The following is a 24,280-nucleotide window of genomic DNA, read 5'->3' as shown; positions in this document are numbered from 1 at the left end:
CTGACGATGCGCCTGCCGATCCGGCACGTCCAGAGCAACTTGATCTTCACCACCCATGGCACCGTCTGGGCCGTCTGGCGCGTCGCCGCGACCAACTACTCCCACGCCCCCGCCGTCGTGAAGCGCCGCCGCCTCAAGGCCCTGGAGGGCCTGTTCAAGGCGATGACCGGCGAGCCGATGCTCATGAGCCTGTGCCCGCAGATCGACCCGACCGCCGTGGTCCGCGCCATGGTCGACGACATCGACCTGGCCCGGGCCCCGCGCTACGAGAGCCTGGGGCATGCGGTCCTGGACCAGCTGGAGGACATGGAGCTGACCGGGCGCACCGACTGGCTCGCGCTGCCGCTGCCCCCGCTGTCGAAGAAGGACGGGGTGCTCTCCGCGTTCCGGGCGGCTCGGGCGGAGGTCTCCCTGCAGCTCGGGCTGATGCCCGCCGTCGTCACCGATGCCGAGGTGCGCCGGCGCCTGGAGCAGGCCCAGCGGATCCAGGCCCAGTGGCCGACCGGGGTCTCGATGCGTCCGGCGTCCGAGGCGGAGATCCTGTGGATCTACGGTCACAGCGCGCGCCGCGGGCTCGCCGAACCGTTCCTCCCGGACGGCACCGAGACCCCGGTCCGCGGCCGTGGCCGCAACGTCGCGGCCCTGGGGGAGATCCTCGTCGGCGAGGGCGGAGCCGACTTCAACACCGGGTCCGCGCTGCCGGTCAACCCCTTCACCCGGCGCTTCCTCCAGGTCTCCTCCGAGTGGGGCGACTCCTACCAGGCCCTCCTGGCCCTCTCCGAGATGCCCGAGGCCTTCGCTCTCCCCGGTGCGGCCTACCTCCAGCAGCTCGACGACTTGGCCTACCCCGTCGACTGGACCGCCCGCCTGGTCATCGTCCCCGGCTCGAAGGCCGAGCCCAAGGTCCGCAAGCGCGCCCGGCATTTGAAGGCCCAGGCCGCCGAGTACGAGGGCGACCCGGCCGGGCCGCCTGCGGCCGTGGCCCGCAACCAGCAGGACAACGAGGAGTACCACGAGCGGCTCACCGCGAACCGGCGCGAGGTCGAGATCCGCGCCATGGTCACCCTCGCCGTGTGGGGCAACAGCCCCGACGACGCCATGGACCGCGCCGCCGCCCTCGCCAGCGACTTCGGGTCCACCGACTACACCTTCTCCCGCCCCGCCGGCGAGCAGGCCAGCCTGTGGCAGGCCATGCTGCCCGGCTGCCGCACTCCGCGGGTCATGGCTGGCTACGCGCAGATCCTCCTCGCGCGGGACTTCGCGATGGCCATGCCCTGGTGCGGATCCCAGCTCGGCGACGAACGCGGCGGCCTCTACGGCCTCCAGGTCGCCTCCGGCGGCGCCCGCCCCGTCCTCATCGACCCCGCCCGCGGCCCCCGCGAGAACGCCTCCGCCTCCATGGCCTGGCTCGGCGAGCTCGGCGCCGGCAAGTCGGTCGGCATGAAGGCCGCTGTCTACAACGTCCTCGCCCGCGGCCACCAGCTCGGCCGGCCCGGTAGCCGCGGCCGCGCCGTGATCGTCGACCGCACCACCGACCAGGAATGGGCCCGGTTCGCGAAGGCCTGCCCCGGCACCACCCAGCTGATCCGCATCGACCACACCGCCGAGGTCTCCCTGGACCCGCTGCGCCTGTACGTGAAGAACAGCCCGCAGGTCGCGGCCCGCTTCACCGAGTCCTTCCTGACCCTGCTCCTCGGTGTACGGCCGATGGACCTCGAAGGCGTGGCCCTGTCGGAGGCGGTCCAGGCGGTCCTGTCCCGGCCCGAGCCCTCGATGCGCGCCCTGATGGAGGAGCTCACCGCGCGTGGCGCCGGCGATCCGGCCGCGCAGGGCCTGGCCCGCAAGCTCGCCTCCGTCGCGCGCAAGGACCTCGCGCGCGTCGTGTTCGACGAGACGCTGCCGGTCGTCGACACCCAGCGCGCCGACAGCGTCGTCTTCCTCGTCAGCGCGCTGCAGCTGCCCAAGAAGTCCGAGCTCGCCTCCGAGCACCGCATCCAGCGGCTGGAGTTCGAGAAGGTGCTGGGCCGGGCCCTGATGTACCTGATCGCGGCGGTCTCCCGGGAGACCGCGATGCGCAGCCGGGATGAGTTCGCGGTCACCGTCTTCGACGAGTGCTGGTGGCTGACGAGCTCGGACGAGGGGCTGGAGCTGCTCCTGGAGCTGCTGCGTGACGGCCGAAAGAGGAACGCGGCCGCGTACGTCGGCAGCCACGACGCCAACGACATCGGCCCGTCCGACAGCGAGAAGGGGGTCATCGTCCGCGGCCTCATTCCGCACCGGTTCGTCTTCCGGCAGACCAGCCGCACCCTGGCCGCCCGTTCCCTGGAGTTCCTGGGCGTGGACGCCACCGACACCGAGCTGCTGGACCTGGTCACCGGTGGTCTCTCGCCTCTCGGCCTGCCGGAGGACCAGCGCCGGGCCCGCGCGGGGGAGTGCCTCTACCGCGACCTCGCCGGCCGCATCGGCCTCATGCGGGTCCTCATCCCGCGCGACCGGGCGATCGAGCGGGTCATCCACACCACCCCGACGAGCGAGCAGGCGGCGGCATGAGGACCCCGCGCGCTCCGTTCACGCGGCTGCGCCTGCTCGGCGCCGCCCGCCTGCGCTTCGCCCTGCTCGTGGCGGCGCTCGCCGCGACCGCCTTCACGATGCTCACCTCGCTGCCGGCCCTCGCCGAGCCGAGCCCGACCCCGACGCCCACCAGCCCCCCGACGAGCAACCCCCTCACGCCGAACCCGCCCGGGGCCCGTACGCCCACCCCCGAGGAGCTCGCCGAGATCGAGAAGATCATCGCCGACCTCAACAAGAGGCTCTCCGACAACTTGCAGGAGGCGTACCTCAAGGCGGAGGAGGAGCGCCTGCGCAAGCTCCTGCCCAACGAGGGCGGCGTCCTGGCCGTGTTCAACGTGACCGACGAGCGGAACCTCCCCATCTCCGCCTACACGGTCAAGAGCGACACAGGGGGGCTGACGGACTGGGACCTGGGCATCGAGAACCTGATCACCGAACTCGCCTTCATGATCACCAAGTGGGTCATCGCGTTCTGCTCCTGGCTCATCGTCTGGGCCCTGGGCTTCGGCCTCGCCAAGCTCCTCCTGGCGCCGGTCCTGTCCGTCGCCAACTCCCTGCACACCCAGGTCATCCTGCAGCTGGGCCTGCCGTCCCTGTTCCTGTCGGTGTGCGCGCTGATCGCGGTCGTCCGCATCTTCTTCGGCGACCGGGCGAAAGGATGGGGCGACGCAGCCCTGTCCCTCCTGATCGCCGCGCTCACCGCCACCCTGCTCTCCTCACCCCCGCAGCTCCTCCTCGGCGAGCAGGACGGCGCCATCGCCGCCGCCCGCGGCCTGGCCCTCGAAGTCGCCGACATCATCCTCGACGCCAACCCCGGCCCGAAGGAGAAGGCCCCCGACGACGAGGACTCCGCCAGCAGCCGGGCACTCTCCCGCCCGCTGACCAACGCGCTCACCGACGCCTTCATCGTCAAGCCGGCCATGCTCCTGCAGTACGGCCGGGTCTTCGAAGGCGAGTGCGCGAAGAAGTACTCCGACACCAAGATCACGCAGCTCGCCTACGAGCGGGCCGTGAACAAGCAGATGGAGACGCTGAAGAAGTTCAACAGCTACCGGGCCTGGATCGACCCCACCGGCGCGCAGATCACCGACTGGACTCTGCCCCTGGCCAAGCAGTGGGCCCTGGACCACTTCGGCAACCCGCCGATGGAGCAGTTCGAGAAGGACTGCGTCAAGGGCGACGTCCAGGCCGCGAAGCGGGCCTCGATGGACAAGGTCGGCGGCGCGATCTTCCTCCTCGTCGCCGCGCTGATCGTCACCGTGCTGATCGCCGGTCTCACGGGCAGCTTCCTCGTCGCCCAGTGCCGCATCGCCTGGGACGCCGTACGGGCCGAACCGGCACTCGTGGCCGGCCTGCTGCCCGGCGCCGGCCGCGGCTACCTGTGGGACTGGGCGGCCTCCGTCCTGCACTCCCTCGGGCAGCTCCTCGCCTCCATCATCGGCCTCGCCGTCCTCATCCTGATCATCCAGGCCGTCCTCGACCCCGTGCAGCAGGACTGGGGCAACGAACTCACCCTGCGCTTCCTGGCCGTGGACATCGTGTGCATCGGCGCGATCAAGAAGCGCAAGGCGCTCACGGTCAAGTCCAAGCAGGCAGCAGCGAAGTGGCGCGACAAGATGTCGTCCGGCCGCATCGGCGGGACCAACGGCAGCGCACTCGCCCCGTCTTCCACCCCGGTGGCGAAGAACCAGAGCATCGCCCGCAAGGTCACCCGCGGCGTGGTCCGCACCGCGATGGTCGGTGTCGCCGTGGCCTCGGGCAACCCGATCGCCGCCCTCGGCTACGCCACCAGCAGCAGCGTCAGCACCGTCGCGCTGATGAACCGCATTCAGTCCGGCGGCAACGGCGGCGGCCGCCGTCCGGCCCGGCCTGCGGGCCAGCCCCAGCCCCAGCCCCAGCCCCAGCCGAGCAACGCCGGCAACCCGGGCCAGACACCGCCTGTCCCTCCGCAGAACCCGCCCGCGCAGCCGCCCAACCCGCCCGGTACGCCGGCGAACCAGCTCCCGGGAGGCCCCGCACACAATCTGGCCAGCAGCAGCCAGGCGGTCACCATCCCCAACCAGCTTCCAGGAGGCCCGGCAACCAACCTGGCCACCTGCAGCAGCCAGGCGACCACCACACCGAACCAGCCCAACGCGCAGGCCACCAGGCGCCACCAGCCCCGCCACCAGGTCCCGACCCAGCCGTCGAACTCCCCGCGCCAGCAACAGCTCCGCCAGCGCCTGGACCGCGGCACCCCCCGCCAGCCCGGCCCGCGCCGCGTTCCGACCGCGACCCCGCGGCGTCCCAGCGACGCGACCCTGAGCCGTAACGAGGAGCGGGAGCTGAACATGCGCCGCCGCCGGCAGCGCCGGACATGAAGAGGAAGTTCAAGGGGTGGCTGGCCGGCCTCGCGGGCCTGCTCGGCCTGGCGCTCGTCCTCCTCGCCGCCGTCGGAGCGCACGTGGCCGGCCTCGGCCAGAGCGAGGCCGAGGCCGCCGCCGCGGCCAGCTGCCCCGCCGGCGGCCAGCCCGGCCTCGACCCGGACACAGCCGAGATAGCCCGCAAGGTCAAGGAGATGCTCGCCGGTAGCGGCGACGTGAACGTGCCCGGCCTGTCCGAGCCCAAGAAGCAGATCCCCAACGCGAAGGTCATCGTCGCGACCGGCATCCAGAAGCGGGTGCCGGCCCGCGGCCAAGTCGTCGCCCTCGCCACCGCCCTCCAGGAGTCCACCCTGATCAACCTCGACCACGGCGACCGCGACTCCCTCGGCTTGTTCCAGCAGCGGCCCTCCCAGGGCTGGGGCACACGGGAGCAGATCATGGACCCCGTCTACTCCTCCGGGAAGTTCTACGACGGGCTGGTGAAGATAAAGGACTGGGAGCAGATGCCCGTCACGGTGGCGGCGCAGAAAGTCCAGCGCTCCGGGTTCCCCGACGCCTACGCCAAGCACGAGCCGCTCGCGACGGCTCTTCAGCAGGCCATCGCCCCCACCCTCGGCGCCGCACCCGCCGGCCCGATGCCGGGAGGGCCCGGTCTCGGTGGCGGCTTCGGCCCAGGACGGTGCGCCGGACAGGGCACCGGAAACGTCGACTTCGGGAACATCCCGCCCGGCTCCCTGCCCGAGGGCTACCAGATCCCGGCCACCGCGCCCCCGCAGGTGCAGACCGCGATCCGCTGGGCGCTCGGCCAGCTCGGCACCATGTACCAGTGGGGCGGCAGCTGCACCAACCCCCACGGCCCCAACGCCTCCGAGCGGTGCGACTGCTCCTCCCTGACCCAGCGCGCGTACGGCGTCGCCGGCAAGGAGATCACGCGCACCACCTACACGCAGATCAACGACGGCCACCCGGTCCCCGTGGCCGCGATCCAGCCGGGCGACCTGCTCTTCGCCGTCGGCTCCGCCTCCCGCCCCGAGCACGTCGCCATGGCGATCGGCTATGGGTACGTGGTGCACGCGCCGAAGCCCGGTCGCGTCGTGGAGGTCGCCCCGCAGGGCAACCTGGGCCCGATCCTGCTGGTCGTGCGCATCGTCTGATGAAACGGCGGTGCCCGGCCCGGACTTCCGGGCGGGCACCGGCCGACTCGGTCAGTACTGGCACCAGCACCCCTCAATCGTCAAGGGATTGCAAAGCATTCGGGCGTGGTGTCTGGATCGGCCTCGAATTCTTACTTGGTCCAGGTGAAGGGCTTCTTCCCACCACCCTGGAGGAACCGTGCACCACACCACCCCGCCCCGGCCAACCCCGGGCCGGCCGACATGAACCTCCCGGACCTGCCGGTCGAAGAACTCCTCACCCAGCTCCAGGACGTCCTGGGCATGGCCGCGCCGTACCTCATCGCGCTCGGCGTGCTCGGGGCGGCCATCTGGGTGTGGTGGACGATCCGCCGCGCGGCGCTCGTACGGGAGGCGCTCGCCGACCGTGTCCAGGTCGAAGTGATCCCGACCGCGACGTTCGACCCCGGTGAAGGTGAAGTCGGACGCTGGGCACGCCAGCTCGGGCGCGTGCACTACGCCGCCGACGGTGTCCCGGCCCGCGGCTCCGCGGTGCGCCTGCGCTACACCGCCGCGGAGGGGAAGATGCACTGCTACATCGAAGGGCCGGCCGCCGCGGCCGCGGTCCTGAACATGCCCGGCTTCGCCGAGGTCGAGGTCCGCACCCAGGGCGGCCAGGCCGACATCCACCCCGTCCGCTTCACCGGCCCGGGAGGAACACCGTGAGCGCCGTCATCTCCCTGGCCAAGCCCCCGAAGACGACCACCGCCCAGGCGAGCGCGCGCCGGTACGTGCAGCGCGCCGAGCTCGCTCTCGGCCTGCCCGACTACAAGGCCCTGGCCTCCCTCGGCCTGAGCCCCGACCCCCTCCAGCAGTTGGCCGCCGCCATGGCCTCCGTCCGCACCGAAGACGGAGAAAAGGCCGAGGTCGTCTTCGACCTGGTCCCGGTCTCCGAGCAGCGCCTGGCCCGGCGTCGGCGCCGCCTGATGGCCCGGGCCGCCCGCCGGGGCCCGTCCGCGTACGGCGAGCGCCTCACCGGCGGCCTCGGCGGAGGCGGATTCTGGGGATCGGCCACTGCGGCCTGGTCCGGTGGCGCCGGAGCCTCCAGCCGCTCCGAGCGGATCCCGCGACAGACCGACCTGCGCGACGGCGTCGGCAAGCTCGAACCGAGCGCGGGCGCCGTGTTCGCCGTGCAGATCCTGCTGCGCACCGAGGCCGCGCACCCGCAGTTGGCCCTGGCCCGGATGCACCAGCTGATCGCTGCGCTGTCGATGACTTCGGGCGAGAACTACCTCAAGGCCCACCGGCCCCGGCGCTGGTCGATTGGCCGGTTCGAGCGCCGCTTCGCCTCCGGCGAGTTCGCCCCGCGCCGCCGGCAGTGGCTGACGGTGCCCGAGCTCGCGGGGTGGCTCAAGCCGCCGACGGTGAAGTGCACCGCCTCCAGCGTGGTCCGCTCCGGCGGCCTGGTCCCACCGGCCCCGGCCGAGCTCCCCGTCTACACCGGGCAGCGCGACCTGATCCCGCTCGGCGCCGTGGTCTACCCCGACGGCCGCGAGCGGATCGCTGCCGCCCGCGTGCAGGACCTCCTGTTCGGCCTCCAGCTCGGCAAGGCCGGCCACGGCAAGACCGAGGAAGCCCTGGTCCAGTGCATCGCGATGGCGCACTCCGGCTACGGCTGCTGGTTCCTCGACCCGCACGGCGAGGGCTGGATGAGGGCGAAGCCGTACCTGGCGCACCCGGAGATCCTCGATCGGCTCTGGGAGATCAACCTCGCCAAGGCCGACCCGGACCAGTCCGTCGTCTCCTGGAACCCCCTGTCGATGGAGGGGCGCACCCTCTCCGACGTCCAGGACATCGTCCGCTCCGTCACCGAGGGCATCGCCGCAGCCCAGGACTGGGGCGACAACGCCCCCCGCGCCCGCACGATCCTGGCCCGGGCCTCCCAGGCCCTGGCCCTGCTCAACCTCCAGGCCGTCCAAGCCGGAAAGCCGCAGGCGCAGTGCACGCTGTTCCAGCTGCGCACCTGGCTCACCGACGAGGACTGGCGCGAGAGGCTCCTGCCCAAGCTCCCGGCCCGCGTCCGTGCCTACTGGGAGACGACGTTCCCCAAGCTCGGCCCGGACGCGGTGCCCACCGTCACCTACGCCATCGACCGCCTTGACACCTCTCAGTCCCTCCAGGCGTTCTTCGGCAGCCCCCGCTCCGCGTACGACGTCCGCCACGCCATGGACACCGGCAAGGTCGTCTTCGTCTGCCCGTCCGGCAGCGAGAGCGACGCCCTCGTCAGCTGCCTCCTCATCCACGACCTGCACCGCGCCGGCCTCTCCCGGCAGGACACCCCGCGCGAGCAGCGCAAGACCTTCTGGGCCTGGGGCGACGAGCTCACCGCGCTCGACAGCAGCAGCAAGGGATTCCTCGCCGCCATCGCCGAGCAGCTCAGGAAGTACGAGGTGCGCTTCATCGGCATGACCCAGATGGCACTCCGCCTCTCGGCCATCACCCGCCAGGCCCTGCTGCAAAACCAGAGCTGGCTGTCGACCTGCGCCGCGGACTACGACGAGGCCGCCTTCGTCGCCAAGAGGTGGAACGGACATATCTCCCCGGAGACCATCACCGAACTCCCGAAGTACCACTACGTGATGTCCGTGAACCTCAACGGCACCCGGACCACCCCCTTCCGGGTCCGCGGCCTGCCCGTGGACGAGGTCTTCGCCCACTACGACAACCCGGCCGGCATCCCCGCCCTCGACCAGGCCATCGACAGCAACCTCAACCGCCGCCCGCTCGGCGACATCCTCGCCGACCTGGAAGAACTCGACTCCGTCGTCCTCGCCCACCACACCGGCCAGCGCCCCAACGGCCCGACCGCCGGCGACCCCACCAGCGTCATCGACTAGAAGGGAAGCCCTCATGCCCTACCCGCACTCCGCCCCCACCGGGCTTGGCCAGGTCGCCCAGCAGGCCGCCCAAGTCCTCTACCAGCACCGCCTGGTCTCCACCCGCCAGCTCCACCGCTTGGTCACCCCGCACCACACCCGCTCCGAGTTCCTGCGCCGCCAGCTCCACACCCTCCGCCAGGCCGGCTTCGCCGAAGCCGTCGGCCGCCGCAGCACCGGCCAGACCGAACTGCTGTGGTGGCTGACCGAGAAGGGCGCCCAGGCCGTCGAAGCGGTCGGCCTGCTCCAGCCCCGCGCCTACCGGATGAGCCCGGAGGCCGCGCTCGGCCCGCTCCAGGAACACACCCTCGCCGTCGTCGAAGCCGGAGCCGCCTTCGTCGAGCACGCACGCCGCCTCGGCCACGAGTGCGGCCCCCTCGACTGGTCACCCGAGATCGCCCACTACTACCGCGACGAATCCCGCCCGGGGGAGGAGCTCTGTCTCGTCCCGGACGCCGTCCTCAGCTACGTCCACACCGAGGCCAAACAGCGCACCCTGCTTACGTACTTCGTCGAGGTCGACCGCACCCAGATGACCATCGCCCGACTCGCCCAGAAACTGCACGCCTACGCCGCCTACCACGAGTACGCGCCTCAGCCCCAGACCGCCAAGGGTGCTCGCGGCCCCCGGCGGCAGGCCGCGATGCCGGCCTGGCGCTACCGATACCCGGCCTTCCCCCGACTCCTGCTCGTGCTGACCGGTGCCTCCGAGGAACGTCTCGCTCGGCGGATCGCCGACCTCCGCAGCCTCGCCGCCAGCGACCCCGCACTCGCCTCCACCCCGCTGCGTGCCGGTGTCACCACCCTCGACCAGCTGCGTGCCCGCGGCCCTTTCGAGCCCGTATTCACGCCGGTCCTGGGCCCGGCCGAACCGGTGGACGCCTGGATTCGGGGCGCCGTCGCAGCAGCAGCTTGACCGCAGTTGCCTCGTCGCGGTCGCCCAGACACGCGAGAGGGGCGGAAGGTGGACCTTCCGCCCCTCTCGTGTGCGGGGTCGTCTACGGTGCGGTCGGCACCGGCTTGATGACGCGGCGCCGGCGGGCATCCTCGTTGCTCACCTTGCGCGGTGCCTGGGCTCGGGCATCTGGTGTGACGGGCGGGTCCGAGAGCGCTGCGACCAGGAGCCGTCGAACGTCAGGGTTCATCGCGAAGAAGTACCTCGCGTTGATCCGGTAGTACCCCGTGACCTCGTCCCTCAGGAGCAGCCCGAGGAGCAGCAGTCGGCTGAGCCCGTCGTACACGGTGGACTCGGAGCTCCCGCAGTCCGTGGCTACGGTCTCCACGGGTACCTCGATCGCACTGAACAGGCCGCCGTGCTCTTCTATCCAGGCCAGGACACTTCGCTGGCCGGCGGACAGGTTCAGTGAATAGAGCGGCGGCGCCGCCAGGTCCCGCTCGGGGTCGAATGCCAGCATGGTCATCGGTTCGCCGCCTCTCCAGCAGCTCGTCGTGGCCTGGGTGTCATCGGCTCAGCTTGTGAATCAACCGTCTTCACCGCATCGGCCTTCACCTTGGCGGCTCGGGCCCGGGTGGTGGCCTTCTCGTCCGGGGTGATGCGTGGCGGGTCGAGGCGCTTGATGGTCGTGGCCTGCGTGCTTCCCGCACCCTCCCAGTATCGCCTAGGAGTCAGCTGGTAGGCGGACGCGCGCGGACTCGGCTTGAGCACCAGCTTCATCGCCACCAGCCTCGACAGGGCCTTCCGGGCCGTCGTCGCGTTGGTGTGGATGTCCGCCGCCAGCTCATCCGGCGTGACCTTCACGAAGGTGTGCGCTGCGTCGTGCTCGCGGAGCCAGTCCAGGGCTGCCCACTCCGAAGCCTTCAGGTCCAGTGAGTAGAGGGGAACCTCGTCGCCCTTGGACTGCAGGGTGTAGCCGCTTCCATCGAGCTGGTGGGGGATCCGCTCCTTCGGCTCCACCACCTCGCCGGTGTCCTGGTCAACCAGGGCCAGACGGCGCCTGCGTGTCGGTGGCATGTCGCTCCCATCGCCCCCTAAGAGGCACTTTTCCGCCGGTTAGCTCCGACCAACAGCCTGTCAAGCGGCAAACCTACAGGACGGGCTCCGAAGAACGCCCTCTTACGCGCGTGCACACCTGGAGGTGTGTCCCCGCCTCTTCCGTTCCTCGGAGCTAAGCGGCGGTTTCTTGCCGCTTAGCTCCGAGGAACGCCCTCTTCCCCGAGCTGCCGAGACCGCTCGACTCCCACCACAACCACTCCAACGCACCCAGTGCCAGGCCAGGCCTCCGGGGCTCGTCGCAACACGTTAAGCGGCGCTTTTCCGCCTCTTAGCTCCGGAGAACAGCCTTCACCCCGGCGAGTACGCAGGTCAGCCGCCGGGAGACTGTCCCGGTCCTTCCTCCCTCAGGGTGCGTGTCGGGCTCTCCTCCGGGGCATCCATCCCTAAGCGGCACTTTTTCGCCCGTGGAGAGGCACTTTTCCGCCGGTTAGCAGCGCGTTTTCCCAGGTCAGAGGCATCTTCCCCTTCTGTCTTCAAACGCGCGCGCGTTTACCACAACCTCATCCGTCACGGGGTTCACCACCCACAACCGGCGTGTCAAGCAACCGGCCTGACCACCGTTCAACCATCTCGGAACCAGCTCCGTGCATGGAGAACAAAGACCTCTAGCTCCCAGAAAGTCCGGCCGATCGACGGGACTTGATCCAGAAGTCGGACTCACCGCCGTCTCGGCCTGCACCGCCCAAGGGCGGTCTAAAGGAGGCTCCGCCGGGCCACCCTGCGGAGGAGGGGATCGAACAGCAGGTCGGTGGGTGGTAGGGGCTCCGCGGGGGGTTCCTCGTTGGACGACCCTCCGCACCATGCCCTACGACCGCCCGGGGGCGCGGCGAAAAGCGTGCCGCGCCCCCGAACGGCCGCAGGGCCCACCGTGAGTGCCGCCCAACGAGGAACCCCCCGCTCGGGAGGAGGAATGGGCGGGGCAGAGGGAAGCGAGGTCCCAGCTCTGCGCGCTGGGAGGCGAAGTGAGAGCCCACCGCTGCGCGGAGGGCCGGCTGAGGCAGCTTCCTACGAGGGAGGCCTGCCGACTGCGAGTCCCACGTAGCCGACGGGGAGGGCTTCAACTGCCGGGGCGGACCAGGGGGGAGTGAGTCCACGGAGTGCCCTAACCCCAACTGGTTGCGCTGGTTTTCAGCCATTCCGAATATGCATTGAGCCAACGGGCGTACCAAAGCTGAAGTGCAGATGAATCGACATTCTCGGCTGCCGGGCAAGTGTGGGTTCCGGCGTTCCAGTTCTGGCTGTCTCACACATCGGACTGAATTCCGACAGGGTCCCGCGAGGGTGGGGAAACGCCCGGTTTGCACCGCCCGCGTGGCCGTGAACTGCGCTAATGACTTTCGATGTTGGCCGCCTCTGCGTAACGTATGGGAACAGTCCGGTCGCTTGTGACGGTTGTGGTTCACGCCGCGCGAAAACAGGCCGCAAAGGTCTGCACCGGGCGCGATGGCTTTCTACGGGGAGGCAGCGGTACCGATGGCACGACTCGCTCAGCTTGGCTGGAACAGCAGCCGGGCAGTTCCTGCATTTCTTTTGACTGTCTGCGTCGCCCTCACCGCGGCGTGTACCTCATCGAGCGGCTCGGACAACGAGAAGGACAAGACGGCGTCCCCGACGGCCACGGCCGCTCCGAGCAAGTCGCCGACGCTCGACCCGACCGAGGCCGCGAAGGCCGAGGCACTGACCGCGTACAAGGCCTACTGGACGGAACTGCCCAAGGCCTACGCGAAGACCGAGATCGAGGGCACCGACCTCAAGAAGTACGCCACTGCCGACGCCCTCAACAAGGCCATTGAGGAGACCGCCAATCTCAAGACCAACGGCCGGGTCATGACCGGGGAGCCGGTCCTCTTGAACCCCATCGTGACCGGGGCTGATCTGGAGAAGAAGAGCCCCAGCGTCTCCGTTTCGGCCTGCCTGGACGTCTCCAAGTGGAAGATCACAGACAAGAAGACTGGCCAGCCGGCGCCCGTTGCATCCAGCCCCGTTCCCAAGTACGTCATCACGAGCATGATGGAGCGCTGGAACGGCTCCTGGATGGTCCTCAAGTACGAACTCCACGCGGACCAGCCGTGCTGACCCGCCGGCACGTTGCTCTTGCCTTCCCCCTCGCAGTGTCCCTGGTTCTCCCCGCCACGGCCGAAGCAGACGAGAAGGGGAAGTGCGAGACCGGCTTCGTCTGTCCGATCGTCGTGGTCCCTGGTGGTCCCGGCGGGAGCACTGGCGGAGGAACTGGAGGCGGCGATGGAGGAGGAGGCGGCGGTGACACCGGCGGAGGCGACAGCCGCTACACCTGCACCTACACCCTGGCCGACCCCCAGCCCGAGGACGACAACGCGCTGTGGGGGCCTGGCGGCCGGAAGCCCGGCGTCTCCATGTACATCGAGGACTGCCTCGACAACGAGACCGGCATGCACGACGTCAAGAACATCTTCACTGACGCCCCGCCTGGCGGCGGAGGCCCGGTGATTGACCCCGCGGTCGTTGCGCGGCAGGCCGTGGACAAGATGCGGCTGCGTCCGCCGGCGATCGGTATCACGCCGAAGCCGGGCGGCAAGGGTGTGGTCGGGATGCCCGTCTACATGTGGACGGAGACCGGTCCGGAGACGTACGGCCCGAACGTGGCCTCGGCGTCCGTCGGACCGGTATCGGTGACGGCGACGGCCAGGGTGTCGAAGATCGTGTGGAACATGGGCGACGGGAAGACCGTCACCTGCACCACGGCCGGCACGCCCTACAAGCCGGAGTACGGCAAGCAGTCGTCTCCGGACTGCGGCCACCGCTACGACAAGCCGTCCTCCACCACCGGGTCCGGCACGTACCACGTCACCGCGACGTCCACCTGGTCCATCGACTGGCAGGTCACCGGCGGCGCCCAGGGCGGCCAGCTGACCGAGATCCGCACGAGCGCCGTGGACATCAACGTCGCCGAGGTCCAGGTCCTCAACTAGAACGCGCACGGCTTGCACTTCCCCGAGAGGCAGTACTCCGAATGGAATCCCCCGCCGCCCCGCCGGTCCCGCGCCCGGCCGGCCCGCGCACCGAACTCCCCATCACCACCGCGGCCCCCGTGAAGAAGCAGCGCCGGTACGCCGCGGCCGCCCTCAGCACCGTCCTGGCCGTCGCGGCCGCCCTCGGCGCGGCCGCCGCCGTGTCCGCCGTCGGCGACCGCACGAAGGTCCTGGCCATCGCCAACGACGTCCCCGCCGGACAGCCGCTCACCGACGCGGACATCATCGTCGCGGAGGTCTCCGCCGACTCGGCCCTCACCCCGATGCCCGCCACCGACCGCGCCAGCGTCGTCGGCAAGCGCCCCGCGGTCGACCTGCGCAAGGGCAGCCTGCTCGTCGCCGGGCAGCTGCAGCCCGGCACCGGCCTGGGCGACGACAAGCAGCAGGTCGGTGTCCAGGTCAAGCGCGGCCAGGCCCCCGCAGGCTCCCTCGTCCCGGGGGACAAGGTCCTCGCTGTCACGGTCCCCGGCCAGGGCGAGCAGCCCACCGGCAAGGACGGCGCCGAAGCCCCGCCCACCTCCGTGAAGGCCGTCGTGGTCTCCGTCAGCAGGCCCGACGCCTCCGGCGCCGTCGTCGTGAACCTCGCGGTCTCCGCCACGGACGGGCCGCTGTTGGCCACCCGTGCTTCCTCCGGCCGGATCGCCCTGGTCCGCGACGTGCGGACCGGATCGTGACCGTCACCGCGCTGGTCAGCGCGAAGTCGTGCGGGGTCACCACCAGCGCCCTCGCGATGACCCTGTCTTCCACCCGCCCGTCGTTGCTGGCCGAGTGCGACCCGGCCGGCGGCACCATAAGGGCCGGCCTCTTCCAGGCCCAGATCAGCGCCGGTACCGGCCTCTACCACCTCGCTGTCGCCGAACGCGCCGGTGAGGACGCCCTCGCGCAGGCCTTCGCCAGTCACCTGGTCAGCCTCGACGAGTCCGGCAACCGCCAGGTCCTGCCGGGCCTGACCGACCCCGCCCAGGCCCCTGCGCTAGCACGGAGCTGGCCCGCCCTGGCCCAGGTCATGCGCGTGCTTTCCGACGAAGGCGGCTACGACGTTGTCATCGACGCCGGCCGCCTGGCTCTGGAGTCCGGCCGCCTCCACCACACCCTCACCCCCGCACCGCTTCTCCACGGCGCCGACCTGGTCCTGCTCGTCGTACGCGCCACCGACCAGTCACTCGCCCTGGCCCGCCACATGACCGAACCGCTGCGCAACGAGCTCACCGACCGCGGTACCGGCCCGGACGCCCTCGGGGTCCTCCTCATCGAGGACGGCCCCCGCCGCGCCCACGAGGTCTCCGAAGCGCTGCGCCTGCCCGTGATGGCGGCGCTGCCCTGGGAGCCCGACACCGCCGCGTACCTGGCCGGCACCGGCCGGGTGCCGCGCGGGCTGAAGAAGTCCGCGCTCCTGAGCTCGGCCCGCACCGCGCTCGGCCACCTCCAGGCGGCAGCCTCACGCCGGGCCCTGCACCAGAGGTACGCGCCCACCGCACCGGCGCCGGCACCGGCCGCGTTGCCGACACCGGCAGCTGCAGCTGCGCCGGCACCTGCCGTGGAGGCACCTGCTCGGCAGGTCGCCGGGGTGCTCCAGCGCCTGGGCCAGGGAAAGGTGGACCCCCGTGTCTGATATCCAGCAGCGCCCCGACGGCGGGACCGCGCGCGGTCCCGCCGACATCGCCGGACTGCTGACCGGCCGCATCGGCGCGACCCGCATCCCCCAGCCCGCCGCCGCGCCCGCCGCTGTACCCGCATCGGCGCCCGCGCTGCCGGCCCCCACCCGGGCGGCAGCCGCCGGCCCGGGCGCCGTACCGAAGCTGGCTGGGCTTCCCGGCCAGTTGCCGGTCGGCTGGGAGGTGATCGAGGCGCTCCAGGCGGAGGTGTCCGCCGAGCTGTCCGCGCACGACCCCAGCCGCCTGCTGGAGGAGGACGACCGCCGGGCTCAGGCCCGCTCCATGGTGACGAAGGCCGTCGCCAAGTGGTCCACGAAGTACGCCCACGGCAACCCCGACCTGACCGCCGCCGAAGAGCACGCCATCGGGGCGGCCGTCTTCGACGCGATGTTCCGCGGGGGGCGCCTTCAGGGCCTCCTGGACGAGGAGGGCGTTGAGGACGTCATGGTCGACGGGGTCCGCGCGCACATCGAGTACTACGACCGCCCCCGGCGCACCATCGAGCGGGTCGCTGACTCGCACGCGGAGCTGATCACCTGGGTCAACCGTATGGCCGGCCTGTCAGGGCATGGCGAGCGCGCCCTGACCCAGGCCACGCCCAACGTGGGCTTCCGGATGCCGGACGGTTCGCGCGTCACCGCGAGCCTGCTCACCACCCGCCCGTCGGTGGTCATCCGAAAGCATCGCATCCGCCAGCACGGCATCGAGGAACTCGTCCGCTGGGGCTCGATCAACCCGCTCTTGCGGGCCTTCCTGCAGTCCTGTGTCCAGGCGAAGCTGAACATCCTGGTCGTCGGCGACATGGGCGCGGGCAAGACCTCGCTGCTGCGTGCCCTGGGCCGGGAGATCCCGCCGGGGGAGCGGATCGCGACCCTGGAGTCCGACCGTGAGCTCTACCTCGACGAGCCCGGGCCCGAGGGCAAGCCGGGGCCGTTGACGTTCGCGTTCGAGGCCCGCCAGTCCAACGGCGAGGTCCGCGCCGGCGCCAACTCCGGCGAGGTGACCATCGGGGACATGTTCCCCACCGCTCTGCGCTACAACGTGCACCGGGTCATCGTCGGTGAGGTCCGCTCCACCGAGGTCCTGCCCATGCTCCAGGCCATGTCCGCGGGCGGCTCCGGCTCCATGTGCACCCTGCACGTGCGCCGTCCGCACGCGATCATCTCCCGTCTGGTGCAGCTGTGCACCGAGGCCGGCATGCAGACCGAGGCCGCCAACCACTTGATCGCCAGCGCGATCGACGTGGTCGTCTACCTCACCTACCTCGACGAGACCGCCATCGGCGGCCGCAAGCACCGCTTCGTCTCCCACATCTACGAGGTCCACGACGTCGTCGGCGAGGGCGGCCGCCCCACCACCAGCGAACTCTTCGCGCCCCACGGCGACGAACCGCGCGCGGTGTACCGCAACATGCCCAGCTTCATAGACGTCCTGGAGCGCACCGGCACCTTCGACCGTCGCTGGCTGGCCCAGAACGCCGAGGGTGCCTGGGGCCCGGCGCTGCAGACGGTGAGCCGATGAACGCACACAGGTGGGAGAGCAGTGATTTCCAGGATTTCGGACAACCTCGTCGCGGTCTGCCTGCTGGCGACCGCAGTGATCGGCGCCTCGATCGCCCTCGTGCTGTACGTGATTCGGTAGACGTCCGGGAGGCCCAGTGAACTCCGCTCAGCTCGCCCTCGTCGCCGCGTTGTGCGCCCTCGTCACGGTCCTCGCCGGGATCCTGGCCGTACGCGAGTGGCGCGGCCGTGTCGTGGATGCGGCGAAGCCCGCCTCCCGCCGGGCCAGCCGGCTCCGCGCGGCGAAGGCCGGCCTGCCCGAGGCCTGGCAGCGCCGCTGGCGCGCCCTGGTCATCACCGCCGGCATCACGGTTCTCGCCGTGTGGGCGTACACCGGGTGGCCCGTCCACGGCGTCCTCGCCGGCGCCGCGGTCCTGGGCTTCCCCTTCCTCCTCAACCCGGGGACGGCGGCCGAGCAGCGCATCGAGCGGCTGGAGGCGATCGGGCAGTGGCTCAACGGCCTGGCCGGCATCCACACGGCCGGCATCAGCCTCGTGCAGACCATCCGCGCCAGCGCCCGCAACGCCCCTGCCCCCATCGCCGCGAACGTGCGCGCGCTGGATGAGCGGCTGCGTTCCGGCATGGACTCCAAGACCGCGTTCGCGCTGTTCGCGGACGAGCTCGGCGACGGCGTCGTGGACCACGTCGCCCTGCTCTTCCAGTCGCACGCGGCGAACATGGGCCCTGGCCTGTCTACGGCGTTGGAGGCCCTCGCGGTGACGATCCACCAGCAGGCCGCCGACGCCCGCGACATCGAGTCCGACCGCGCCAAGATCCGCAAATCCAGCCGGATCGTCTCGATCGTGATCTGCATCGTCTTCGTCGGCTGCATGCTCAACGAGGCCTGGAGCGCCTGGTACCAGTCCCCGGCCGGGCAGCTCGCCCTCGCGATCCTCGGCGGCCTCTTCGCCTGGACGCTGTCCTGGCTGCGCCGGGCCGCGGCGACCAAGCCGGACCCGCGCCTCCTCAATCCCCTGGACCAGGCCGAGCCGGCCCTGACGGGAGCCGCCCGATGATCCCCATGGAAGCCGTCCTGCCCGCCGCGGCCGCAGGCGCCCTCACCGGCGTGGCCATCCGCGCCCTGTTCCCGGCCCGGCCCGACGTCGTCTCGGTCATGGACCGGCTCGACGCCGACCACATCGCCCGCCAGCCCCGCCTCACCGCCACCAGCACCGGGTCCCTGCCCGAGAAGGTCGGATCCCGCCTCCTGGCGGGGTTCGGCGAGCGGATCACTCTGCCCGTCCGCGACCTCAACCTGCTCCGGATCAGCCCGGCCGAGCACCTTGGCAAGCGGTTCCTCTTCGCCGTGTACGGGCTGGTCCTGCCGCAGCTGGCCGGGGCACTGCTGTCGATGCTGGGAGTCGGCCTGCCGTTCGTGATGCCGGCCGCCGCCGGTCTCGGCCTTGGCGCCCTGTTCTGGCTGTGGCCCGGCCAGGAGGTCAAGAAGGAGGCTGCGGCCGCCCGCCTCGTCGTACGGCACGCCGCCGCCTCCTACCTTGACCGCGTCGCCCTGGCCCGCATCGCCAACAGTGGTGCGGCTCAGGCCCTGACCGATACGGCGGACGTGGGCGACGGCTGGATCTTCGAGCGGATGCGCCAGGCCTTCTACGAGGCAGACCTCGCCGGCGTCACCGTCTGGGACGCCCTCAAGCAGCTCGGCGAGGAACTCGACATCCCCGAACTGACCCGCCCGGCCGACACCCTCGCCCTCGCAGGCGACGGCGCCGCCGTCTACACCACCCTCCAGGCCCAAGCCCGTCAGCTGCGCGTCGCGATCCTCTCCGACGCCAAAGCTCAAGCCAACGAAGCGAGCACCAGCATGGTGCTGCCGGTGACTTTCGCGGTCCTGCTGATGCTCGTCTTCGTCGTCCTGCCACCCGTTGTCTCCATGTTCAACGGCTGAACCCCAAGGGAGAAACCATGCACATCCGCTTCCTGACCACCTTCCTCGCCGCCCGTGTCGAGCGGCTGAAGAACGCCCCGCGCGACGCCGGCCAGACCTCGGCCGAGCTCGCCGTCATCGCCGGCGTCGTCATCGCCATCGCCATCGCGGTCGTCGCCGCGATCAAGACGTTCACCGACGCCAAGATCCCGCTCATCAGCGGCAGCTGAACCAGCCCAACAGGAGGAAGGAAGCGGCGTGAAAGACCAGGACGGCAACCGGTGGCAGCGCCTACGCGCGCGCCTGCGGGACGAAGGCGACCGGGGCTCGGGCAGCGTGGAGCTGGCCGTGCTCGCCGTCATCGTGCTGTTCCTGGTCTTCGCTGCGATCCAGACCGGCATGTACTACCACGCCCGATCCGTCGCCCGCTCCGCTGCCACCCAGGGGGTGGAGGCCGGCCGCCAGCTCGGCGCCAGCCCCGGCGACGGCGTCGCCCAGGCCCAGGAACTCCTCGCCAAGTACGGCAGCGTCCGCGGGGCGAGCGTCTCCGCCGACGGCAGCGGCCCCGAGCAGATCCGCATCACCGTGCGCGGCACTGTCGCCACCCTGGTCCCCGGCTTCGAATTGGACGTCGTCCAGAGCGCTGAGGCTCCGGTCGAGCGCTGGGTGGAGGCGCAGTGAAGCGGGCCCGGCGCATCAACTGGCGCGAGGACCGGGGCAGCTACAGCGTCGAGACCGTCATCCTCGCCCCGGCCATCATCGCCCTCATGCTCCTCATGATCGCCTTCGGCCGGATCACCGACGCGTCCGGCGCCGTAGAAGGCGCCGCCCGCGCGGCCGCCCGCGCCGCCTCCCTGGAACGGGAAGCCGGAGCCGCCCAGGCCTCCGGGGCGGCGGCCGCGACCCGCAGCCTCAACGGCGAGGGCATCCACTGCGCCTCCTCCAGCGTCTCGGTCGACACCTCCGGGTACGGCCTCGACCTCGGCCAGGAGGCCACCGTCCGTGTCACCGTGGCCTGTACGGCTGCGCTCGGCGAGATCGGACTGCCCGGGCTCCCGGGATCCCGCACCCTCCGGGCCTCGTGGACCAGTCCGATTGACTCTTATAGGGGCCGCCAGTGATCACCGCCCTCACCCGCCGCCTCGCCGCTCTGCGGGACCGGATGCGCCACGCCGGCGACCGAGGGTCGCTCTCGCCCTTCTACGCGCTGTCCGCCATCGGCATCATCATGATCATGGGGCTGCTGGTCGACGGCGGCGGTGCCCTCAACGCCACCAACCGCGCCACCGGCCTGGCGCAGGAGGCCGCTCGCGCGGCCGGCCAGCAGCTCAACGTCCCCGCGGCCGTCCAGGGCACCGAGATCACGGTGGACCCGGACGCCGCCGTCGCAGCCGCCCAGGACTACCTCGCCGCCCAGAACGTCTCGGGCTCCGTGACCGTCACCGACGGCGGCCAGCGTCTCGAAGTCACCGTCCACGACACCTACAACACCTACTTCGCCCAGTTCGTGGGTAGGTCGACGATCAGCGTGTCCGGCACGGCACACGCCCGACTGCACACCCAAGCCGGAGGCTGAACCAGCCCATGAGCACCCCCGTACGCCTGCTCCGCGCCCTCCTCGGCCTCGCCGTCCTGGCCGCACTCATCGCCGGCATCCCCCTGATCCTGCTGGCCGTCGGCCACCAGCCCACCGACCTCACCGGCGGCTGGGACCTGCTGACCCAGCAGGACGACGGCTCGCTGTTCTTCACGGTGCTCACGACCATCGGCTGGATCGGCTGGGCGCTGTTCACCCTCTCCGCCCTCGTCGAGGTCGTCGCCCTGTTCCGCGGCCGGAAGGCGAAGCGGATCAAGGGCCTCGGAGGGCTGCAGTCCTTCGCCGGACTTCTCATCGGCGGCCTCGTCCTGATCGCCCCCACCGCAGCCTCGGCCGCAACCACCGGCCCGGCCGTCGCGGCGACAGCTGTACAGGCCGCAGGCACCAGCAGCGCGGCGACCGCCGAAACGGCCGCGGCGCAGCAGGAGGCCTGGCCCACCCACACCGTGACCGGGGACTCCGAACTGCCCTGGGACCTGGCGGAGCAGTACCTGGGCAGCGGACCGCGCTGGAAGGACATCGCCGCCCTCAACCCGAGCATCCCGCAGCTCGCGGCCGGCGATCAGTTCCTGCCCAAGGGCGCCGTGATCCGGCTGCCGGCCGACGCCAACATCGCCAAGCCGGCTGCCCCGGCGCCGTCCGCTCCCGCCGAGGCAGCGCCCGCGCAGCAGCCCGCACCGGCCGCTTCCACGGACGCGAAGCCTGCCGCTGCCGAGGAGACGCACGTCGTCAAGACCGACGAGAACCTGTGGGGCATCGCCGGGCAGCACGGGAACCCCGAGGACTGGCCGAAGATTTTCGAAGCCAACAAGGGCAAGCCCCTGCCCGGCGGAGGCACCTTCGACAATCCCGACCTGATCGTCCCCGGCCAGGAACTCACCCTCCCCGCCACAGCCACCCCGGCGCCCGCCCCTGACAGCCGGCCTGCCACGGACACCAAGACGCCCCCGAAGCCGGACACCGCGAAGGACACCCCCACACCCGCGGCCCCCGCGCCCGCGAAGCCCGCCACCCCGGCTCCCGCCGCCTCAACCCCCGCCACCTCGCCCACCACGGCGGCTCCCGCGCCCGCTCCCGCGCTGGACGGCCAGAAGGCGGACAGCGCGCAGCAGGCACACGATGACGAGGCTCTGGCGCCTGCTGCCGTCTGGATGGGCGCCGGCGTCCTGGCGGCCGCGCTCATCGGCACGCTCGCCACCCGCCGCATCCTCCAGCAGCGCCGCCGTCGGCCCGGCCGCCGCATCCCGATGCCCACCGGCAGCGCCGCCGCCACCGAGCAGGGCCTGCGCTCCGCCCAGCACCCCACCGGCTTCGACCTCCTCGACGCCGCCCTGCGCACCCTCGCCCTCAACCTCGCCGCCGCCGAGCGTGAACTGCCGGTGGTCACCGCCGTCGTCCTGCACGATCAGAAGGTCGAACTCCACCTCGACCAGGACACCGCGCCGATGAAGCCCTTCTCCGGCACCGCAGGCCGCACCGACCTGTGGACGTGCCCGGCCTCCAGCCCCGACCTCGCCGACCGCGACGCCCTCCAGGGCGCCGACGCCCCCTACCCGGCCCTGGTCTCCCTGGGCTGGGACGGAGCCGGCCGCCTCGTTCTCGTCGACCTGGAGCACGTCGGCGTGCTGCACCTGGACGGCGACGCCGACCACGCCCGCCACGTCATGCAAGCCATTGCCGTCGAGCTCGCCAGCACCCCGCTGCCCGGCCACCTGGAGATCACCGCCCTGGCCGACACGGCCGCCGGCCTCGACGAGGCAGCACCCGAACGCGTCGCCCGCACCGACGATCTCGCCGACGCGGTCGCCGAACTGGCCAGCCACACCGCCGACCAGCGCCGCGCCCTGGCCGCGCTCGGCGCACCCACCCTCCGCGCAGCCCGCCTCCAGGAAGACGCCGGTGGGTCCTGGACACCCCACATCATCCTCGCCGCCGAACTTCCCGACGGAGACCAGGCCGAGGCGCTGTTCGACCTGATCACGGCCCAGCCGCGGGTCGCCGGCGCGGTTGTCACGGCCAGCGAGAACGCGGACCTGGACCCGGAGGAGGGCTGGACACTGACCTGCGCGGGACCGGACGAGACCATCGTCCTGCCCGGCTCCGGTCTGCCCATCAAGCTCCAGGGCCTGACCGACCCCCACTTCGCCGACGCGATCGAACTGCTCACCCTCTCCGCCGCCGACACTGACGTGCCCGCCCGCGACGAGTGGCTCGACGGCCTCCTCGACACCGACGAGCACCCGGACGCGCAGGAGGACCAGGACCAGGACCAGGACCAGGAAGAGGCCGAAGAAGAAGACCTGACGGACGAGACCGCCGAGGACGAAGCACCCCAGCCGGAGGCAGGTGCCGACGAGGACGGGATGCCGGACGAGTACGCGGACATCGAGCGCGAGGAACTGGAAACCGAGCACCACGCCGACGCCGACGCTGACGAGACGGACGAGGAGCCCGCAATTCTCCCGGCTGAGGCCCCAGACGACCAGACTGATCACGGCACCACCGGCCCGACCCTCGCCGACCTCTTCGACCCGCCCGCGGTTCCCACCCCTACCCCGGCACCGGAACCGGCGCCTGAGCCCGTACTCCTGCTGACGAAGCAAGGAAGCGACTCGACCGAGACCCGTCCCGAGGTGGACAACCCGGTCCCGGCCCCCCTGCCGGTCCCGGCTGCGGCTCCCGTACCGGTGCCTGCCCCGACCTGCGCCGCTGACGATGCCGATGGCCCCGAGGGCAGCGCGCCGACGGTGCTCCTGCTCGGGCGGGTGGTCATCGACGGCGCGGCCGGCCGGATCGACTCCAACCGGCAGAGTGCGGCCGTCGAGCTCGTTTCCTACCTCGCGCTCAACCCCGGCGCCGACCACCACGCGATCGACGACGCCCTTTGGCCGGGCCGCCTGGTCAACAAGCAGATGCGCAACGCGGTCATCTCCCGTACCCGCTCCTGGCTCGGCAAGGACGCCGACGGCGAGGCGTACTTCCCGCGGGTCCAGGACACCGGCGACAGCCGCTACCGGCTTGCCCAGGCTGTCGCCTGCGACTGGAAGATGTTCCAGAACTTCGCTCGCACCGGCCTGGCCCGCCACGACGAGGACGGCGAGCTTGCCCTGCGCCGGGCCCTGGCCCTCGTCCGCGGCCGTCCCTTCGCCGCGATCGACCCCCAGCGCTACGCCTGGGCGGAGCCGGCCGTCCAGGAGATGGTCTCGGCCATCGCCGACGTCGCCTACGAGCTGTCCACCCGCCGCCGGGAGGCCGGTGACTGCGCCGGCGCACTCTGGGCCGCGCACCAGGGTCTCCTCGCCGCCGAGGAGAACGAGATGTTGCACCGGCAGGTCTTCCTCGCCTACCACGCGGCCGGCGACGTGGACTCCCTCCGCGAAGCCGCCGCGCGGCTGGCCCGCATCAACGAAGGCCTCGGCGGGGGAGTGGACATGGAGGCCGAGACCGCGCAGCTGCTGAGCACCCTGCTGCCGAAGCCGGTCATCCGGCGCTGACGGCCCGCCGACTGGGTATCGCCATACAGGCAAGGCCCGGATTCCCCCCGCTGCGGGCTGGGGGAATCCGGGCCTTGGCCGTTCAGCGG

At 71.4% G+C, this 24,280-nt stretch carries 20 protein-coding genes; 18 read left to right on the top strand and 2 right to left on the bottom strand.

Features of this window, described 5'->3' with window-relative positions:
- The first annotated feature begins 6 nt into the window (after positions 1-6).
- The 6 genes from AC07A6_RS16175 to AC07A6_RS16150 all read left to right on the top strand — a co-directional run bounded on the left by AC07A6_RS16175 (position 7) and on the right by AC07A6_RS16150 (position 9,898).
- Positions 7-2,550 carry an ATP-binding protein gene (locus tag AC07A6_RS16175; RefSeq protein WP_478777501.1) on the top strand — a complete coding sequence of 848 codons (2,544 nt, stop codon included), beginning with the start codon at positions 7-9 and terminating at the stop codon, positions 2,548-2,550.
- Positions 2,547-4,931, top strand: coding sequence for a hypothetical protein (locus AC07A6_RS16170; protein ID WP_478777500.1), 2,385 nt, complete (start codon positions 2,547-2,549; stop codon positions 4,929-4,931). The genes AC07A6_RS16175 and AC07A6_RS16170 overlap by 4 nt, the downstream gene beginning before the upstream one ends.
- Complete coding sequence (locus tag AC07A6_RS16165; protein WP_478777499.1) at positions 4,928-6,088, top strand: C40 family peptidase; 1,161 nt, start codon at positions 4,928-4,930, stop codon at positions 6,086-6,088. The genes AC07A6_RS16170 and AC07A6_RS16165 overlap by 4 nt, the downstream gene beginning before the upstream one ends.
- Before the next feature lie 222 nt (positions 6,089-6,310).
- Positions 6,311-6,772, top strand: a complete 462-nt coding sequence (locus AC07A6_RS16160) for a hypothetical protein (protein ID WP_478777498.1) — start codon at positions 6,311-6,313, stop codon at positions 6,770-6,772.
- A complete protein-coding gene (locus AC07A6_RS16155; protein ID WP_478777497.1) occupies positions 6,769-8,943 on the top strand; it encodes a type IV secretory system conjugative DNA transfer family protein in 2,175 nt (724 codons plus the stop codon). The genes AC07A6_RS16160 and AC07A6_RS16155 overlap by 4 nt, the downstream gene beginning before the upstream one ends.
- A gap of 13 nt (positions 8,944-8,956) precedes the next feature.
- On the top strand, positions 8,957-9,898 hold the full coding sequence (locus AC07A6_RS16150) for a replication-relaxation family protein (protein WP_478777496.1): 942 nt from the start codon (positions 8,957-8,959) through the stop codon (positions 9,896-9,898).
- 82 nt (positions 9,899-9,980) lie between these two features.
- Here the strand turns inward: AC07A6_RS16150 and AC07A6_RS16145 are convergent, their stop codons facing one another.
- Positions 9,981-10,403, bottom strand: coding sequence for a MarR family transcriptional regulator (locus AC07A6_RS16145; protein ID WP_478777495.1), 423 nt, complete (start codon positions 10,401-10,403; stop codon positions 9,981-9,983).
- Positions 10,400-10,954 carry a MarR family transcriptional regulator gene (locus tag AC07A6_RS16140; protein WP_478777494.1) on the bottom strand — a complete coding sequence of 185 codons (555 nt, stop codon included), beginning with the start codon at positions 10,952-10,954 and terminating at the stop codon, positions 10,400-10,402. Before AC07A6_RS16140 ends, AC07A6_RS16145 begins: the two co-directional genes overlap by 4 nt.
- A 1,572-nt stretch (positions 10,955-12,526) precedes the next feature.
- Between AC07A6_RS16140 and AC07A6_RS16135 the strand changes: the two genes are divergently transcribed.
- From AC07A6_RS16135 to AC07A6_RS16080, 12 genes are all read left to right on the top strand, one after another.
- Entirely contained in the window at positions 12,527-13,072 is a 546-nt protein-coding gene (locus AC07A6_RS16135) for a hypothetical protein (protein ID WP_478777493.1), read from the top strand.
- A gap of 35 nt (positions 13,073-13,107) precedes the next feature.
- On the top strand, positions 13,108-13,944 hold the full coding sequence (locus AC07A6_RS16130) for an ATP/GTP-binding protein (protein WP_478777492.1): 837 nt from the start codon (positions 13,108-13,110) through the stop codon (positions 13,942-13,944).
- A gap of 41 nt (positions 13,945-13,985) precedes the next feature.
- Positions 13,986-14,678, top strand: a complete 693-nt coding sequence (locus tag AC07A6_RS16125) for an SAF domain-containing protein (protein ID WP_478777491.1) — start codon at positions 13,986-13,988, stop codon at positions 14,676-14,678.
- Positions 14,675-15,616: a hypothetical protein gene (locus AC07A6_RS16120; RefSeq protein WP_478777490.1), complete on the top strand. Its 942-nt coding sequence runs from the start codon at positions 14,675-14,677 to the stop codon at positions 15,614-15,616. Before AC07A6_RS16125 ends, AC07A6_RS16120 begins: the two co-directional genes overlap by 4 nt.
- Positions 15,609-17,180 (top strand): CpaF family protein, encoded by a 1,572-nt coding sequence (locus tag AC07A6_RS16115; RefSeq protein ID WP_478777489.1) that lies wholly within the window; start codon positions 15,609-15,611, stop codon positions 17,178-17,180. Before AC07A6_RS16120 ends, AC07A6_RS16115 begins: the two co-directional genes overlap by 8 nt.
- A gap of 136 nt (positions 17,181-17,316) precedes the next feature.
- Complete coding sequence (locus AC07A6_RS16110) at positions 17,317-18,234, top strand: type II secretion system F family protein (RefSeq protein WP_478777488.1); 918 nt, start codon at positions 17,317-17,319, stop codon at positions 18,232-18,234.
- Positions 18,231-19,121 carry a type II secretion system F family protein gene (locus AC07A6_RS16105; protein ID WP_478777487.1) on the top strand — a complete coding sequence of 297 codons (891 nt, stop codon included), beginning with the start codon at positions 18,231-18,233 and terminating at the stop codon, positions 19,119-19,121. The genes AC07A6_RS16110 and AC07A6_RS16105 overlap by 4 nt, the downstream gene beginning before the upstream one ends.
- 17 nt (positions 19,122-19,138) lie before the next feature.
- The gene (locus AC07A6_RS16100; protein ID WP_478777486.1) at positions 19,139-19,330 is read left to right on the top strand and encodes a hypothetical protein; all 192 of its coding nucleotides are present in this window, start codon (positions 19,139-19,141) and stop codon (positions 19,328-19,330) included.
- A gap of 28 nt (positions 19,331-19,358) precedes the next feature.
- Positions 19,359-19,781 carry a TadE family protein gene (locus AC07A6_RS16095; RefSeq protein ID WP_478777485.1) on the top strand — a complete coding sequence of 141 codons (423 nt, stop codon included), beginning with the start codon at positions 19,359-19,361 and terminating at the stop codon, positions 19,779-19,781.
- Positions 19,778-20,221 (top strand): TadE/TadG family type IV pilus assembly protein, encoded by a 444-nt coding sequence (locus AC07A6_RS16090; protein ID WP_007268897.1) that lies wholly within the window; start codon positions 19,778-19,780, stop codon positions 20,219-20,221. The genes AC07A6_RS16095 and AC07A6_RS16090 overlap by 4 nt, the downstream gene beginning before the upstream one ends.
- Positions 20,218-20,676, top strand: coding sequence for a pilus assembly protein TadG-related protein (locus tag AC07A6_RS16085; protein ID WP_478777484.1), 459 nt, complete (start codon positions 20,218-20,220; stop codon positions 20,674-20,676). The genes AC07A6_RS16090 and AC07A6_RS16085 overlap by 4 nt, the downstream gene beginning before the upstream one ends.
- 8 nt (positions 20,677-20,684) lie before the next feature.
- Positions 20,685-24,191: a LysM peptidoglycan-binding domain-containing protein gene (locus AC07A6_RS16080; protein ID WP_478777483.1), complete on the top strand. Its 3,507-nt coding sequence runs from the start codon at positions 20,685-20,687 to the stop codon at positions 24,189-24,191.
- Positions 24,192-24,280 lie beyond the last annotated feature (89 nt).

The organism is Streptomyces sp. NPDC044002 (genome assembly GCF_056434525.1).
This window is presented reverse-complemented; position numbering and strand designations above follow the sequence as displayed.